Here is a 15,793-nt window from a genome sequence, read left to right as displayed (position 1 = left end):
CATATATAAAACATGGCAAAAATTTTAATTATTGATGATGAACGGGCAATACGCAGTACTTTGCGGGAAATTCTGGAGTATGAAGATTACGAGGTTGAGGACGTAGATAACGGTATTGACGGCCTGCAATTAATTGAAAAGAAAGATTTTGACCTGGTACTTTGCGATATAAAAATGAACCGGATGGATGGCATGGAAGTGCTTACCGAAGGTTTGGCGCTGAAACCCGATTTACCGTTCATCATGATAAGCGGTCACGGCACCGTTGAAACTGCCGTTGAAGCCAGCAAAAAAGGCGCCTTTGATTTTATATCGAAACCACCTGATTTAAACCGCCTGCTTATAACTGTACGCAACGCGCTCGACCGCGGAAGTTTGGTTGTGGAAGCCAAAGTATTAAAACGGAAAGTATCCAAGGTTCGCCCCATATTAGGTAATTCCCAGGCCATACTCAAAATAAAAGAAACTATTGATCGTGTTGCCCCAACAGACGCCCGCGTGCTGGTAACCGGCGCAAACGGCAGCGGTAAAGAATTAGTGGCCCGTTGGCTGCATGAAAAATCGCACCGCTCAAATGCACCCATCATCGAAGTTAACTGCGCCGCCATCCCATCTGAATTAATTGAGAGCGAATTGTTTGGGCACGAGAAAGGCTCATTTACGTCGGCTATAAAACAACGTATTGGCAAATTTGAATCGGCAAACGGAGGTACACTTTTCCTTGATGAAATAGGCGACATGAGCCAATCGGCACAGGCCAAAGTATTACGCGCCCTGCAGGAAAGTAAGATTACGCGTGTAGGCGGCGAAAAAGAAATTGATGTTGATGTGCGCGTTGTTGCGGCTACCAACAAAGATTTATTGAAAGAAATTGAAGCCGGCAACTTCCGTATGGACCTTTACCATCGTCTTAGTGTTATATTAATTCACGTACCACCGTTGGCCGACCGGAAAGACGATATTGGCTTGCTTACACAAAGTTTCCTTGACGAGATTTGTAATGAATACGGCATGCCGGTTAAAAAGATCTCGGACGCTGCGATTGATGCCCTTAAAGCATTACCCTGGACAGGAAACATTCGTGAGTTGCGAAACATGGTTGAGCGTTTGATTATTTTGAGCGATAAAACCATTACCGACAATGACGTAAGGGCATTTGCCAATCCATCGGCGCCGGCAGCAGCAGTAGCAGATAGCCATGCAGCACCACAAACAGATTTCGACCAGTTCAATAATTTCCAGGAGTATAAGGACTTTGCCGAGCGGGAATACATTAAATTCAAGTTGGAAAAAAACAATTGGAACGTATCAAAAACTGCCGATGATATTGATATTCAGCGCAGTCACCTGTACAGTAAGATTGAGAAGTTTGGTTTAAAGCGGGGAGAGTAACAAAATAAACAATGTTTTTTGAGCAGCGAACAGTAATGTAAGCTGCTTTTTTTGTTCGGCATTTAATAGTAATATTGTGCAAACCAACCATTATTATGAAGCTTTATTATACCGTATTAATCTGCGCAGCTGTACTATCATCATGTAAGCAAAAAGAGACCAAAGCAGATCCAAAACCAGATCAGCCTTTAATTGGCACCTGGCATTTGATCAACAGCAAAGCCATTACAAAAGGCGATACCGTGACAACTACCCCATCAAAAGATGAAGAAATGGTCAAAATTTTTAATGCAACTAATTTCGCCTTCTTTACTCATGATTTGGCGCACGGCAAAACCGCCAAGCCTGTTTATAGTTCGGGTAGCGGTACTTATACCCTTGCCGGGAATGATTATGCCGAACACCTGGCTTATTGTGATGCCCGTGATTGGGAAAACAGGGATTTTAAATTTACTGTTCAATTTAAAGGTGATACGCTTATACAAACCGGCATTGAAAAAATAGATAGCCTGAAAATAGACCATATTATCATTGAAACTTATGTTAAAGTTAAATAACACTTTATATTAATTGTTAAATATAAGGCCGAAATATCTTTCGGCCTTATTTATTTCGCTATCTATAAAACATCATCACAGGTGATTTCAATATTCTGACAAACAATAATTTGTATTTTAAATACAGGTATAATGCTGAACTATGCAACTTTGAAGATACACAGGTCGTAAACACTTCAATTCCCCTGCCCTCTGATTAATTTAAACTTAAATTTGTAGCTTATCGGCAAAAAAAAAATCGGCAAAAACGATGAATATATTATTTCATTACAAGTACCTGATGCTCATTGTTACTGTTACATCGTTTTTTGGCAACTGCCATGCCGAAAAAGATAAAAAAGCGGATACAAGGGACAGCGTGAAGATAAGTAAACTTATACTTAGCGATAACTCTGCAAAGCCAAATGCTATAGCCTTAAAAAACATGTTTGGCATTAACGCCTACGAATGGAATTTTTTACAGGACCCGGCAAACATTAACTTGCACCATACAATTTACGAAGCCAACATGGCTGTCATTAAATCGTTCAGTTCGGTACGGCATTATATGAACTGGAATAAGCTGGAAAATACCAGGGGAAACTACACCTATAACCCTACAAACAACGGTAGCTGGGATTACGATTTGATGTATACACGTTGTAAACAAGATGGGATTTTAGTACTTGCCGATCTTAAAAACTGCCCCAACTGGATGGAAGCCACCTACCCTACCGGGATGCGCGACAACGAAAACGTACCCGCGCCATACGGTTTGGATAAAAGCGATCCGGCGTCATACGCCGACCAGGCACGAACTGCATTCCAATTTGCCGCCAGATATGGATATAACACCGCTATAGATAAGGCTTTGGTAAAAGTTGATAGCCGTCCGCGCTGGAATAATGACGAGGTGAATGTTGTTAAAATCGGGATGGGCCTTATCAAATTTATGGAATGTGATAACGAACGCGATAAATGGTGGAAAGGCCCTGCCACGCAGCAAAGCCCAGAAGAGTATGCAGCCAACATGTCGGCCTTTTATGATGGCAATAAAGGAAAACTCGGCCCCAATGCAGGTGTAAAAACAGCCGATCCGGCTATGCAGGTAGTAATGGGCGGCCTTGCAAGCTGCGATGTTAACTTTGTACAACGAATGATAAACTGGTGCAAAGTTAACCGGGGCTACCGTGCAGATGGCAGCATCAACTTGTGTTTTGATGTAATCAATTACCATTTTTATAACAATAATGGCGACATACTTAAGCATGAACGCGCAACAACCGGCGTTGCACCCGAACTTTCAATGGCGGGGCAAATTGCCGATTCGTTTGTAAAACTATCTAATTCATTAAGCAAGCCACCGGAAGTGTGGGTTACCGAGTCTGGGTATGATATCAATCTGTACAGTTATCAGAAAGCCGCCTACATCGGCAATAAATCAGCCCTGGATACACAAGGCGATTGGATATTAAGAACATCGCTACTGTATATGAGGCACGGGATCAAAAGGGTATTTTATTACCAGTTGCAGGATGATAAACCCTTTAGCAGTGTTCAGTATGCCACCGCCGGCCTGTCAGAAAACGGTAAACGCCGCCCTGCCGCCGATTTTATATTACAAACCAATACATTAATGGGTAATTACACCTATAAATCGACTATTAATAGCGACCCCTTGGTTGACAAATATGTAAATGGTAAAAAAGCAATGTATGTATTGACGATTCCCGACTCGAAAGGGCGCACAGGTACTTACATACTTAATTTGGGAACTTCAAGAGCAAATATTTACAATTTAAAACCAGGCGTAGCTTCGGCGGTAAAAACCCAGGTGGCAACCGTGGCCGGTAAATTAACTGTTAATGTAACGGAAACCCCCGTATTTGTTGAGGGTACTAACCAGGTAAATTAAACAAAGCTGGCTAAACACTCACGTAACTGGTTGGTATAAGTGCCTCCAAAAAGGTTAACATGAACAAGTAAGGGATAAAGGTTCCATAGTTTAAGTCGCCGCTGCCAGCCTGTTTGCAATGGATAGCTTGCGTGGTAAGCATCGTAAAAAGTTTTGTCGAAACCGCCAAACAGCGTAGTCATGGCGATATCAAATTCCCGGTTACTATAACTATCTGCCGGATCAATCAGGTAAGGTTTTTCATGAGCATCTATCATGTAATTACCGCTCCATAAATCGCCGTGAACAAGCGCCGGAGGTTCTTCGGTAAACAAACCGGGCAGTTTTTGATACAATAATTCAAATAAACGCAAATCATTATTTGTAAGCAGCTGTTTTGTTTGAGCTATCCTTACCATAGGTTTTAAACGCTCATCTATAAAAAAATCGCTCCAACGCTCATGCAACTGATTGCTTTGCCGAAGTGAGCCCATATAATTGTCGGTATAAAAGCCAAAACTATGTGATGTATGCCTGTGCATTTGGGCAAGTTGCTCACCCAATGCTTCTGATGCCTTTTGCGTGGTATTCCCGGGTGTTATCCATTCCATCAATAAATAGCTCTCCGTATCCGTCTCGCTTTGTATCAGAACTTCTGGTACGGCTATGGTTTGGGTACTACAGATAATTTCCAGGCCTTGCGCTTCAAGGTTAAACATGCCGGGAAAATTAAAACGATTGTTAACCTTAAGTACAAAACGCTCCATAGCGGTTTGCAGGCTGTAAACTCGATTAATGCTTCCGCCGCTTAAAGGAGTAATATTGATAATGGATTTACCCAGCTTAATTTCAATGTCTTGTATAAGTCTTTCTGCAATCGGCATTATTTTAGGATACTTAATTTAACGTTGAACCAGTTAATTTATTAGCCTTATGCAATTATCGGTTTAAAAAGTTATTTTTGCGGTTCAATGGAGCATATTCGTAATTTTTGTATCATCGCGCACATCGACCACGGTAAAAGCACACTTGCCGATAGGTTATTAGAATACACTAACACTATAACCCAACGCGAATCGCAGGCGCAATTGCTTGACGATATGGATTTGGAACGCGAGCGGGGTATTACCATAAAAAGTCATGCAATCCAGATGGATTATGTACTTGATGGTCAAAAATACACGCTCAACCTGATAGATACCCCCGGCCACGTAGATTTCTCATACGAGGTATCACGTTCCATTGCTGCCTGCGAAGGAGCTTTGCTTATTGTTGATGCGGCGCAGGGCATCCAGGCGCAAACCATATCCAACCTATACCTGGCTTTGGAAAACGACCTGGAAATTATCCCGGTACTTAATAAAATGGATCTTCCCGGCGCTATGCCCGAGGAGGTTAAAGACCAGATTGTTGACCTGATTGGATGTAAGCGCGAAGAAATTCTTGCTGCTTCGGGTAAAACCGGCATGGGCGTTCATGATATTCTGCGGGCTATAGTAGAGCGTGTCCCCGCTCCGGTTGGCGATCCTAAAGCACCACTACAGGCGTTAATCTTCGATTCGGTATTCAACTCGTTTCGCGGCATTATAGCCTATTTTAAGGTGGTTAACGGCGAGATTAGAAAAGGCGAAAAAGTAAAATTTGTTGCTACGGAAAAACAATACCTGGCTGATGAGGTAGGTACGTTAAAACTTCGCCCGCTTGCTAAAGATGTCATAAAAACCGGCGATGTAGGCTACATTATATCGGGTATTAAGGAGGCGCGAGAGGTAAAAGTTGGTGATACAATTACACATGTTGATAGGCCTTGCGAAGTTGGTATCCAGGGCTTTGAAGAGGTGAAACCAATGGTGTTTGCCGGCATTTACCCGGTTGATACCGAGGATTATGAAGAACTACGTGAATCAATGGCTAAATTACAGCTTAACGATGCATCCCTGGTTTTTGAACCGGAATCGTCGGCTGCTTTGGGCTTTGGTTTCCGTTGCGGTTTCCTGGGTATGCTGCACATGGAGATTATCCAGGAGCGATTAGAGCGCGAGTTTAACATGACGGTAATTACTACCGTACCTAACGTATCGTATATTGCCCATACCACCAAAGGGGAACCCATTATAGTAAACAATCCATCTGATTTGCCCGATCCAAGTAAAATTGATTTTGTTGAAGAGCCGTATATTAAGGCCACAATCATCACCAAATCTGAATTTGTTGGACCGGTAATGTCTCTATGTATCCAAAAACGAGGAAGTATTACCAATCAGTCATATTTAACATCTGACCGCGTGGAGCTTGTTTTTGAGATGCCAATGGGCGAGATTGTATTTGACTTTTATGATAAGCTAAAAACGATATCAAAGGGTTATGCATCTTTTGACTATCACCAGATAGGTTATCGTCAGTCGGATCTTGTACGTTTGGATATTCGTTTAAATGCCGAGCCTGTTGATGCCTTATCATCGTTGATATTCAGGGGTAATTCATATGATTTTGGTAAAAAAATATGCGAAAAACTGAAGGAACTTTTACCCCGCCAGCAATTTGAAATCATAATCCAGGCTTCTATTGGCGCCAAGATCATCGCGCGCGAAACGGTGAAAGCGTTACGTAAAGATGTTACCGCCAAATGTTACGGCGGTGATATTTCGCGTAAACGTAAACTATTGGAAAAACAGAAAAAAGGTAAAAAACGCATGCGCCAGGTAGGTAACGTAGAGATACCTCAATCGGCATTTATGGCGGTTTTGAAATTAGATTAATTTAGATTTGAGATGTTAGATATGAGATTTGAGATTAAAACTCTTAAACCTTTCTCATATCTCATATCTCATATCTCATATCTTCGATAAAAATGCAATTACTCGACGGAAAATACTTATCAGAAAAACTTAAGGTTGAAATTGCCGAAGCGGCAGCTAAAATATTAAATGAAACCGGCAGGCAGCCACATTTGGTTGCAGTATTAGTTGGCCATGATGGCGGAAGCGAAACTTATGTAGCCAGTAAGATCAAAAATTGCGAAAAGGTTGGGTTTAAATCAACCCTGGTGCGTTTTGAAGACGATGTTACCGAAGATGAACTGCTATTGAAAGTAGAAGAACTAAATGCTGATGCCGATATAGACGGCATTATTGTGCAGCTCCCGTTACCAAAACACATCGATCCGGAGAAAGTAACAGAACGTATTGACCATAGGAAAGATGTGGATGGATTTCACCCGGTAAATCTGGGCCGGATGCAGCGCAACCTGCCATCGTTTATCCCTGCTACGCCTTATGGCATTACATTAATGCTGAAAGAATATGGCATTGAAACCGCTGGTAAGCATTGCGTAGTAGTTGGCCGCAGTAACATTGTTGGCTCCCCTATGAGTATATTAATGGCGCGGAATACTACTCCCGGCAATTGTACAGTAACTATTTGCCATAGCCGTACACCGGATATCAAAAAATTTACCTTAGATGCCGATATTTTGATTGTGGCCATTGGCAAAAAGAATTTCATCACTGCCGATATGGTAAAAGATGGCGTTGTAGTTATTGATGTAGGCATGAACCGCGAAACATCGGCACTAACAAAATCGGGCTTTAAACTTTATGGCGATGTTGATTTTGATAATGTGGCGCCCAAAGCATCGTGGATTACTCCCGTACCTGGTGGCGTTGGCTTAATGACCATTATTGGACTACTGAAAAACACTTTAGCTTCGGCCAATAAAGAAGTGTATAATTAGGTTGAGTAAGTTGACTGGGGTGAGTAAGTTAGATTAAGTTAGCAGCAATAATATCAGATAGACATACTGTACCATCCCGTACCAGGGTGTCTCAGCCCGTACCAGGGTGTTTCAGCCCGTACCAGGGTGTTTCAGCCTGTACCAGGGTGTATCTGGGTGTTTCATTATCAGGTGGTACACACAGTTTGTTGGCAATACATAGTATCGCACACAAACCGAATCCATCAATTATAATCAACCAAATCAAGCTTAATCAACCTGTGGCTTAAACACCTGCTTTACCTTATCCCAAAAAGAATTAATACCAACGTAAATATCATCGCCCCTGATGTCGACAGGGTAAGTCTCCAAATAATCATTCTGCCCTTCCCCACCCTTGCCGGTGGTTAGATTATAGGTGTAGCGATGATAAGGGCAAACAATCTTCCCTTTAACGCACAAACCCTCACTTAGGTCAAACCCGGCATGCGGACAGTTAATTGCAGTTGCGTAAATCTTGCCCTCAAAGCCTATCAGGCAAATGCTTCTATTTCCGGCTTTTACTTTTTTGATGAATGGCTCAGGAGTATTTTTTATTTCGGCGATTTTATACCAGGTCATTTACTAAAAATCGATCTTCAAATTCATTACCGAGGGATTTTTAATTACCTCGTCCATATTAGTTACCAGCGTAATGCTTCGCCTGTCGGCCGAGAGTACAGCTTTAGGGTTATTGAGTTTTTTTATCGGTTTAGCAAAATTCAACACTACCTTGTAGGGCATATCTATCAGCATAGCTTTTGCCATCATAAAAGTTGATTTTGTTTTCTTTAAAAACGCGTTAAACTTTATCTTATCAACTATCCGGTAAAACCGGTGCGGCGTTATCTCGTACGAGTAATAGTCCTGCCCGGCAACCATTTGTTTAGCATCAAGAGTTTTACTATTGTTCTCCCCGGTTGATAAAGCACTGATTTGACTGTTCAGCGCTATTTTTGATACGTTTTGAAGGTAATATTTAAGATCGGCAGCATCTTTGGCTTTATGATTAATAGCAACTTTCATAATGCTTTTCTTCAGGTTCATATGCACAGTAAGGTCGCTGCTTTTTGCCAGTTCAATTTCGGAGGCATTCATTTTTTGCTGGGTACTATCGGGCATAGCACTGTAAAAATTGAGCGTAGTATCCTTAATCAAACTAAACTGAGGTGTTTGTTTCAACGAATCGGATACGAGGTTTACCAACACCGAAACAGCTTTGCTCATGTCAAAACCATACGCTACGTTGCAGCTGCCGTCGCTTTTAAAGTCATAATGCTCTTCAATGTCAACACATGAGCTAAAACATAACAAAGCCAAAAAGATAATTGGAACGTATAGTTTTTTCATGACAACAATTGTTTTATAGATTAATTATGATTTCATGACGCTAATTTACAATTCAAAACCAATTATTGCAGTGATACAGGTACTTAAATATTGTTTATTTAATAATAACCGCTCACAACGATATGCCGGACATGCCGGATGTACAAAACGGATAAACGTTTTACCCTGCGTTTACCATTCAGCTTCATGCTTTCGGCTTATTTAGGTACTTTTGCAAAATATTATGGCACACCAAATTCCAGACGATGGCACGCTGCTTCCTTTAATGGAAGAGTTTTATACAATACAGGGCGAAGGATACAACACCGGCAAAGCCGCTTATTTTATCCGTCTTGGCGGCTGTGATGTTGGCTGCCATTGGTGCGACGTAAAGGAAAGTTGGGACGCCGAACTGCATCCGCTTACCGCTGCCGATCAGATTGTTGCCAATGCATCCATACATCCTTCAAAGGCTGTTGTGGTAACCGGTGGCGAGCCGCTTATTTACAATCTTGATTATCTGACCACACAATTGCATGACCGGGGTATAAAAACTTTTATTGAAACATCCGGTGCATACCCGCTATCAGGCGATTGGGATTGGATTTGCCTGTCGCCAAAAAAGTTCAAAGCGCCAACGCAACAGGTTGCCGAGCACGCCCACGAATTAAAAGTGATTGTATTTAACAAATCGGATTTTGAATGGGCCGAGTATCACGCCAAAATGGTATCACCCGATTGTAAACTGTATTTACAACCCGAATGGTCAAAATCAAAAGAAATGACCCCGCTTATTGTTGACTATGTGATGAATAATCCTCAATGGGAAATTTCGTTACAAACGCATAAATACCTGAATATCCCGTAATATTTGTAACTTACGATATAAATATATCGTATTGTTACAGATGAGAGTTGTAATCGTCTTCGCCCTGTTTTTGTTCTTTTCTGTTGCTGGATGGTCTCAGCAAAGGCAATATTCCACCAAAAACAGTGAGGCAATAAAATATTTTGCCCAGGCTGGTCAAAACCTTGATGAGCATTATTACGATGATGCTATCGAAAACCTGCAAAAGGCAATCAACGAAGATTCCAAATTTGTGGAGGCTCATGCGCAGCTTGCCGATGTATTAAAGATGCGGCACCTTTACAAGCAGGCAATTGATGAATATCTTAAAGTAATACAGTTAAATCCTGAATTTAACCGTTCCATTTACCTGCGAATTGGCGAAACGGAAATTTTTGAAGCTAAGTACACACAGGCACAACAGCACCTGGAAAAATACCTCACCTATCCTGATTTAACGCCCCAGAATAATGCATTAGCCCAAAAGCTAATAGCCGATACAAAGTTTAGCGTACAGGCTCTACAACATCCTGTACCGTTTAAACCCATTAATATGGGTGCCAATATAAATACCGCCGATGATGAATACCTGCCGGTGGCTACGGCAGATGAAAGCATGCTCATTTTTACCCGTAAAATAAACAAAAACGAAGACTTTTATAAAAGCCTGAAAGTGAACGGCAAATGGGATACCGCCACTTACCTGAGCAACCGCATTAACACCGATCAATACAACGAGGGGGCGCAATCCATATCGCAGGATGGTAAATACCTTTTTTTTACGGGCTGTAATCGCCCCGACGGCCGCGGCCGTTGTGATATTTATATTGCACAAAAACGAGGAGATGATTGGGGCAAACCATTCGACCTGAGTCCGCCCATAAATACCTCGGGCTGGGAATCGCAGCCATCAATAAGCGCAGACGGGCGTACGCTGTATTTTGTAAGCAATAAAAAAGGAGGGTACGGCGGCTACGATATATGGAAATCGTCGCTGACAGACAAAGGCTGGGGCGAGCCCGAAAATATGGGGCCCAATATCAATACCTCCTATGACGAGCAATCGCCGTTTATTCATGCCGATGACAGTACTTTTTATTTTTGTTCAAATGGCTGGCCGGGCTTAGGCAACAAAGATTTATTTGTAAGCAGGCTTGGCAAAGACGGCAAATGGCAAAAGCCTCAAAACCTGGGCTATCCAATTAATACCAATGGCGATGAAAACGGCCTTACACTTACAGCTTACGGAAACTACGCCTTTTTTGCCTCAGATAACCTTAATGGCTTCGGGGGGTACGATATTTATACATTTGAACTACCCGCAAGCTTAAGACCCCATATTGTAACTTATGTAAAAGGCAATGTAAACGATATAAAAACCCATGAGCCGCTGGAAGCCGCCGTTGAGATTATTGACCTGCAAAATAACACGCCAGTTTACCAGGACTACAGTAGTGCCAACGAGGGCGACTTTTTAGCTACTATAACATCGGGCAAAAATTACGGGTTGAATATTTCGAAAAGTGGTTATTTGTTTTACTCAGATAATTTCTCGCTGGTTGGTTACAAAGAGCAGAAACCTTTCCATATTAAAGCGTTATTATCTCCAATAGAGGTTGGCAATAAAGTGATCCTGAAAAATATTTTCTTTGATACAAACAAATTCGACCTGCAGAGCGACTCAAAAGCAGAACTGTTAAAACTGGTTGAATTTTTAAACGTAAACCCAACTGTTCATATCGAAATATCAGGCCATACAGATAACGTTGGCGCGGTTCAATTTAATCAAACACTATCAGAAAACCGGGCGAAATCGGTTTACCAGTATCTTGTTACCAACGGAATACCCGCTGCCCGCCTTGTTTATAAAGGCTATGGCGAAACCCAGCCCATTGCACCAAATACTACCGATGAAAACAAGGCCAAAAACAGGCGTACAGAGTTTATGATTATTGCGAAATAAAACGGTTGTTGTTAAATCTATGTTGATTTTGGTACCTTACGCCAACCAACTATAGCCTCAAAAATGAAAATGATTCTGTTGTCCTTGTTCGGTATGGCGTTTTTTTGCTATGCCTTTACATTTAAGCAAACTGGTGCCGGCAAACCCTGGCAAAATAAAATGCAGGAACTGCCCGGCAGGCTGGAGTGCGAATTTTACAATACCGGTGGCGAGGGTGTAGCCTATCATGACAGCGACAGCACCAATAACGGCAGCGGCAAGCTTAACCCCGCCAACGGAACTTTTTTAAATGAGTTCAGGATGAAAGAAGGTGTTGATATATCGTACACCAAAGCCCATGACCATATTGACGATAATCCGTACAACAAGGTGCCGCGTGACATGAACAAATTTTATGTTGGCTGGACACAACCCGGCGAATGGATTAACTATACGGTTAAAGTAACCAAATCAGGAACTTATGCTATAGGCGTTTTATATACATCAAATGGTGATGGTGCTATCTCTATAGATGTTGACGGTAAAGATGCCACCGGCCCCATGAAAATAGCATCAACCCACGATAACCAGGATACTATTGCATGGCGGCAATGGCATCATTGGAACGGATCAAACTCTATCGGCTCAATAACTTTAACCAAAGGTGTACATGTGCTAAAACTTCACATTGTTGCTAATGGTAATATGAACCTGGATTATTTAGACTTTAAATAAGTTGAACGTGGATATGATCGTCATGCCGAACGGCCCTGCAACCATGAAATCGTATTTTACTTGTAGTGAGATTCAATCTTGCCTTTAAATGAGGTTCAATGAATATTTTACCTACTGATTTTTCTGAGGCAAGTATTTCAACCAATTTTTTGGTACGGTTGCCATCAAATATAAAATTCGCTTTGTTTTTTTGAGGGACGATCTTCATCAGGAAACTATACTGCCAATACCCCTGCTCGCTGCAAAAAGCAGCCGTATTTATTTCATCTGGCTGCGGGGTTTCGCTAATGCCATAGCCTATGGGTGAGGGCGCAAGATTTGTAGCTTTTGCTGTTTTACTATCGAGATAACAAAAGGCAAAATCAAGCTTTTTGCCATCATTGTGGCTTAGGTGAGGAAATAACGGAAACCTATTGATAAACGGAAAACTGGCATCCAAATAGTTTATAACCGTACCGGGATATCTTTCATTCATTTGCCTGGCGGCGTTAAAAGCGACATCTTTTAGTTGTGGCCGGACATAGTTACGATTAAAAATACATGTCAGGATATTGAGCGGTTGAAGGCTATTGGTGCTTGTCATCGGCAAAGGCACCCGCCCCAATAATTTGGCCAACGGAGGTACAATTAAAAATGTGCATGTAATATAAAGAACAAGGAATGTAGTAGTTTTTATAACAAATATGGCGTATCGGTTGACAAATTTCTTTTTAATAATAGCATGCGTTAAAAACGACAACAGATACACAACCCCGCCTATTTGAGTCAATATCGTCAATATTCCAAAAATCAAAATTATTGCGATCAGTTTTAAAGCCTTTGCCAATTGATTTAAAGTTGAATATTAAAATTAAGATTTTTGGCCAATAAAAAAGGGAAACAATGATTGCTTCCCTTTTTTTACTATATCGTTTTATATTAATTCCCCATTTCGGATAGGAACTTAATCCTCATCAATTGTACCTCTTCACGGGTGTAATCATCATTACCTAATTCGGCAAGGGCATCGTCTATCGAATCGGCTTCGGCGGTGCGGAAGTAATCAAACACCTCTTCCTGCTTATCCTCATCAATAACCTCATCAATGTAATAGTTAAGGTTAAGTTTGGTGCCCGAGTTAACTATGGTTTCAACTTCTTTCAAGATCTCTTCGTAGGTAAGCCCTTTTGAAGCGGCAATATCATCCAGGTTTAAATGACGATCGATGTTTTGAATAATGAAAACTTTAAGGGCCGATTTGTTGGCGGCACTTTTAATCACCATATCAACAGGGCGGTCAATATCATTGTCGTCTACATACTTCTGAATCAGATCGGTAAAAGGTTTACCAAACTTTAAAGCCTTACCGGCACCCACCCCCGAAATTTGTTTCAGTTCTTCGGTATTTACAGGGTAATGCGTACACATTTCTTCCAGTGATGGATCCTGGAAAATAACAAAAGGAGGCAATCCTTTTTGTTTGGCAAGCTTTTTACGCAAGTCTTTCAGCATTTGCAGCAACTGGGTATCCAAGGCACCACCGCCTTGTTTAGGGCCGTCTGCTTCATCATCGTCATCTGTCCCCTCTATAACATGGTTCATCACAAAACGGATGCTGTGCGGGTTCTCAATAAACGAATTCCCAAGCTTGGTTAACCTAAGCAAACCATACTGGTCGATATCTTTTGATAAATAATTGCTTAGCAACGCCTGGCGCAGCAATGAATTCCACAGGTTTTTACCCTGCTCCTTGCCCGATCCATAGTACTCAAGGGTGTCGTGCTCGTAGTTTTTAATTTGCGCGTTTTCCTCCCCCATCAGGATGCTGATGATGTGATGATCGTCAAACTTCTCGCCAATGTGTTTAATCAAACTCAGGGCTTTATGTAAATGCTCTTCACCGTCAAAGTGTTCTTTATGGCCGCAGCAGTTATCACACATGTTATTACAGCCGGCCTCGTTAAAGTTCTCGCCAAAATAATGCAGCAACTGCTTACGGCGGCAAACCGACGATTCGCAATAGTCAATAACTTCCTTCAATATCTGTGTACCAATCTCGCGTTCGGCAACAGGCTTATCCTTCATGAATTTTTGCAGCTTGTCAATATCCTTTTCAGAGTAAAAAGCAACGCAAACGCCTTCGCCGCCATCGCGGCCTGCCCTACCCGTTTCCTGGTAATAGCCTTCCATGCTCTTAGGCACATCATGGTGAATTACATATCTCACATCCGGTTTGTCAATACCCATCCCAAAGGCAATGGTAGCCACAATAACGTCAACATCTTCCATCAGGAATTTGTCTTGTGTATCGGCGCGCACCTTAGGATCTAACCCAGCATGGTATGGCAGGGCTTTAACACCGTTCAGGTTAAGGGCTTCGGCAACCTCTTCAACTTTTTTACGACTGAGGCAATAAATAATGCCCGATTTACCCTGGTTTTGTTTTACAAACTTTACAATCTCCTTAATCACGTTACGCTTGGCACGTACTTCGTAAAAAAGGTTCGACCGGTTAAATGATGATTTGTAAATGGTAGCATTGTTCATTTGCAGGTTTTTTTGAATATCCTGCTGAACTTTTGGCGTTGCCGTAGCTGTTAACGCAATAATTGGAATATTATCCCCAATATTACTGATCACCTGCCGTATCTTACGGTATTCGGGGCGAAAATCGTGTCCCCACTCCGAGATACAGTGCGCTTCGTCAACGGCTACAAATGATACCTGGTTAAGGCGTAAAAAATCAATATTTTCTTGTTTGGTTAATGACTCAGGAGCTACATATAATAGCTTGGTTTTACCAGCTAATACATCCTCTTTAACCCGGCCAATATCTGCTTTGGTAAGCGACGAATTTAAAAAATGAGCTATACTATCCGAGCCTCCGAAGGCCCTTAACTGATCTACCTGGTTTTTCATCAGGGCTATCAATGGCGAAATTACAATTGCAGTACCATCGCTCATTAGCGCCGGTAACTGATAACACATGGATTTACCACCACCTGTAGGCATAATAACAAAAGTATCGTTACCCGCCAGGATATTAGTGATTATCGCTTCCTGCTCCCCCTTAAAGTTGTCGAATCCGAAAAAATTCTGAAGGTTATCAAATAGCGACTTCTTAGTTTCTATCATTATCTTAAATAATCTTAAAGTCCGATTTAAAAGTTTAAAGTAACAAAATTTTATGAATAAACGATGGATTTACTTTTTAATTTTAATCAAATATGATTATTAAATGAAAAACAATTTGTCTGCTTAAACTATTTAAACGGTTATCAAATTCACCCGGTAACTATTTAGTTTTATTTCAGTGATAAATAACAGATTATTATCCATTTTTATACCTGCTAAACCGAATTAAAATTCTTTAAACAGTGGCTGGGCA

Annotated in this window: 13 protein-coding genes; 8 read left to right on the top strand and 5 right to left on the bottom strand. The window is 41.5% G+C overall.

The genetic code is table 11. The annotated features are described in order from the left end of the window. The first annotated feature begins 12 nt into the window (after positions 1-12). From ACFGVS_RS02120 to ACFGVS_RS02110, 3 genes are all read left to right on the top strand, one after another. The gene (locus ACFGVS_RS02120) at positions 13-1,392 is read left to right on the top strand and encodes a sigma-54-dependent transcriptional regulator (RefSeq protein ID WP_439697252.1); all 1,380 of its coding nucleotides are present in this window, start codon (positions 13-15) and stop codon (positions 1,390-1,392) included. A 95-nt stretch (positions 1,393-1,487) separates the two neighbouring features. Further along, positions 1,488-1,949 carry a hypothetical protein gene (locus tag ACFGVS_RS02115; RefSeq protein WP_439697251.1) on the top strand — a complete coding sequence of 154 codons (462 nt, stop codon included), beginning with the start codon at positions 1,488-1,490 and terminating at the stop codon, positions 1,947-1,949. A 250-nt stretch (positions 1,950-2,199) separates the two neighbouring features. Further along, positions 2,200-3,843: a hypothetical protein gene (locus tag ACFGVS_RS02110; protein ID WP_439697250.1), complete on the top strand. Its 1,644-nt coding sequence runs from the start codon at positions 2,200-2,202 to the stop codon at positions 3,841-3,843. On the opposite strand, the gene ACFGVS_RS02105 is transcribed toward ACFGVS_RS02110, so the two are convergent. Further along, a complete protein-coding gene (locus ACFGVS_RS02105; protein WP_439697249.1) occupies positions 3,840-4,706 on the bottom strand; it encodes a fructosamine kinase family protein in 867 nt (288 codons plus the stop codon). The genes ACFGVS_RS02110 and ACFGVS_RS02105 overlap by 4 nt on opposite strands. Before the next feature lie 87 nt (positions 4,707-4,793). On the opposite strand from ACFGVS_RS02105, the gene lepA reads away from it, so the two are divergent. Beyond that, entirely contained in the window at positions 4,794-6,581 is a 1,788-nt protein-coding gene (gene lepA, locus ACFGVS_RS02100; RefSeq protein ID WP_090650127.1) for a translation elongation factor 4, read from the top strand. Positions 6,582-6,673: 92 nt separating this feature from the next. Continuing rightward, the gene (locus ACFGVS_RS02095) at positions 6,674-7,555 is read left to right on the top strand and encodes a bifunctional 5,10-methylenetetrahydrofolate dehydrogenase/5,10-methenyltetrahydrofolate cyclohydrolase (RefSeq protein ID WP_439697248.1); all 882 of its coding nucleotides are present in this window, start codon (positions 6,674-6,676) and stop codon (positions 7,553-7,555) included. A 249-nt stretch (positions 7,556-7,804) separates the two neighbouring features. Here ACFGVS_RS02095 and ACFGVS_RS02090 read toward each other — a convergent pair whose 3' ends face one another. Further along, entirely contained in the window at positions 7,805-8,155 is a 351-nt protein-coding gene (locus ACFGVS_RS02090; protein WP_439697247.1) for a Rieske (2Fe-2S) protein, read from the bottom strand. Positions 8,156-8,158: 3 nt separating this feature from the next. Then, positions 8,159-8,923, bottom strand: coding sequence for a hypothetical protein (locus ACFGVS_RS02085; protein ID WP_274213312.1), 765 nt, complete (start codon positions 8,921-8,923; stop codon positions 8,159-8,161). A gap of 223 nt (positions 8,924-9,146) precedes the next feature. Between ACFGVS_RS02085 and ACFGVS_RS02080 the strand changes: the two genes are divergently transcribed. The 3 genes from ACFGVS_RS02080 (at position 9,147) to ACFGVS_RS02070 (ending at position 12,426) form a co-directional block, all read left to right on the top strand. Next, entirely contained in the window at positions 9,147-9,770 is a 624-nt protein-coding gene (locus tag ACFGVS_RS02080; RefSeq protein WP_274213311.1) for a 7-carboxy-7-deazaguanine synthase QueE, read from the top strand. 40 nt (positions 9,771-9,810) lie between these two features. Then, positions 9,811-11,712 (top strand): OmpA family protein, encoded by a 1,902-nt coding sequence (locus ACFGVS_RS02075; protein ID WP_439697246.1) that lies wholly within the window; start codon positions 9,811-9,813, stop codon positions 11,710-11,712. Positions 11,713-11,775: 63 nt separating this feature from the next. Next, positions 11,776-12,426, top strand: coding sequence for a carbohydrate-binding protein (locus ACFGVS_RS02070; RefSeq protein WP_439697245.1), 651 nt, complete (start codon positions 11,776-11,778; stop codon positions 12,424-12,426). On the opposite strand, the gene ACFGVS_RS02065 is transcribed toward ACFGVS_RS02070, so the two are convergent. Both ACFGVS_RS02065 and recQ read right to left on the bottom strand, forming a co-directional pair. Next, positions 12,419-12,901 (bottom strand): hypothetical protein, encoded by a 483-nt coding sequence (locus tag ACFGVS_RS02065; protein ID WP_439697244.1) that lies wholly within the window; start codon positions 12,899-12,901, stop codon positions 12,419-12,421. The genes ACFGVS_RS02070 and ACFGVS_RS02065 overlap by 8 nt on opposite strands. A gap of 443 nt (positions 12,902-13,344) precedes the next feature. Next, positions 13,345-15,537, bottom strand: a complete 2,193-nt coding sequence (gene recQ / locus ACFGVS_RS02060) for a DNA helicase RecQ (RefSeq protein WP_090650451.1) — start codon at positions 15,535-15,537, stop codon at positions 13,345-13,347. Between the last annotated feature and the right edge of the window lie 256 nt (positions 15,538-15,793).

It is taken from the genome of Mucilaginibacter sediminis, assembly GCF_051903035.1.
Classification (GTDB): domain Bacteria; phylum Bacteroidota; class Bacteroidia; order Sphingobacteriales; family Sphingobacteriaceae; genus Mucilaginibacter.
Note: the sequence above shows the minus strand (reverse complement) of the source record. Positions and strands in the feature narration are given on the sequence as shown.

Bases quoted from the DNA above. Each gene is read 5' to 3' on its own strand.
- lepA (WP_090650127.1), top strand. From the start codon at position 4,794: ATGGAGCATATTCGTAATTTTTGTATCATCGCGCACATCGACCACGGT.
- ACFGVS_RS02120 (WP_439697252.1), top strand. From the start codon at position 13: ATGGCAAAAATTTTAATTATTGATGATGAACGGGCAATACGCAGTACT.
- ACFGVS_RS02065 (WP_439697244.1), bottom strand. From the start codon at position 12,901: ATGAATGAAAGATATCCCGGTACGGTTATAAACTATTTGGATGCCAGT.
- ACFGVS_RS02075 (WP_439697246.1), top strand. From the start codon at position 9,811: ATGAGAGTTGTAATCGTCTTCGCCCTGTTTTTGTTCTTTTCTGTTGCT.
- ACFGVS_RS02070 (WP_439697245.1), top strand. From the start codon at position 11,776: ATGAAAATGATTCTGTTGTCCTTGTTCGGTATGGCGTTTTTTTGCTAT.
- ACFGVS_RS02085 (WP_274213312.1), bottom strand. From the start codon at position 8,923: ATGAAAAAACTATACGTTCCAATTATCTTTTTGGCTTTGTTATGTTTT.
- ACFGVS_RS02090 (WP_439697247.1), bottom strand. From the start codon at position 8,155: ATGACCTGGTATAAAATCGCCGAAATAAAAAATACTCCTGAGCCATTC.
- ACFGVS_RS02115 (WP_439697251.1), top strand. From the start codon at position 1,488: ATGAAGCTTTATTATACCGTATTAATCTGCGCAGCTGTACTATCATCA.
- ACFGVS_RS02095 (WP_439697248.1), top strand. From the start codon at position 6,674: ATGCAATTACTCGACGGAAAATACTTATCAGAAAAACTTAAGGTTGAA.
- ACFGVS_RS02080 (WP_274213311.1), top strand. From the start codon at position 9,147: ATGGCACACCAAATTCCAGACGATGGCACGCTGCTTCCTTTAATGGAA.
- ACFGVS_RS02110 (WP_439697250.1), top strand. From the start codon at position 2,200: ATGAATATATTATTTCATTACAAGTACCTGATGCTCATTGTTACTGTT.
- ACFGVS_RS02105 (WP_439697249.1), bottom strand. From the start codon at position 4,706: ATGCCGATTGCAGAAAGACTTATACAAGACATTGAAATTAAGCTGGGT.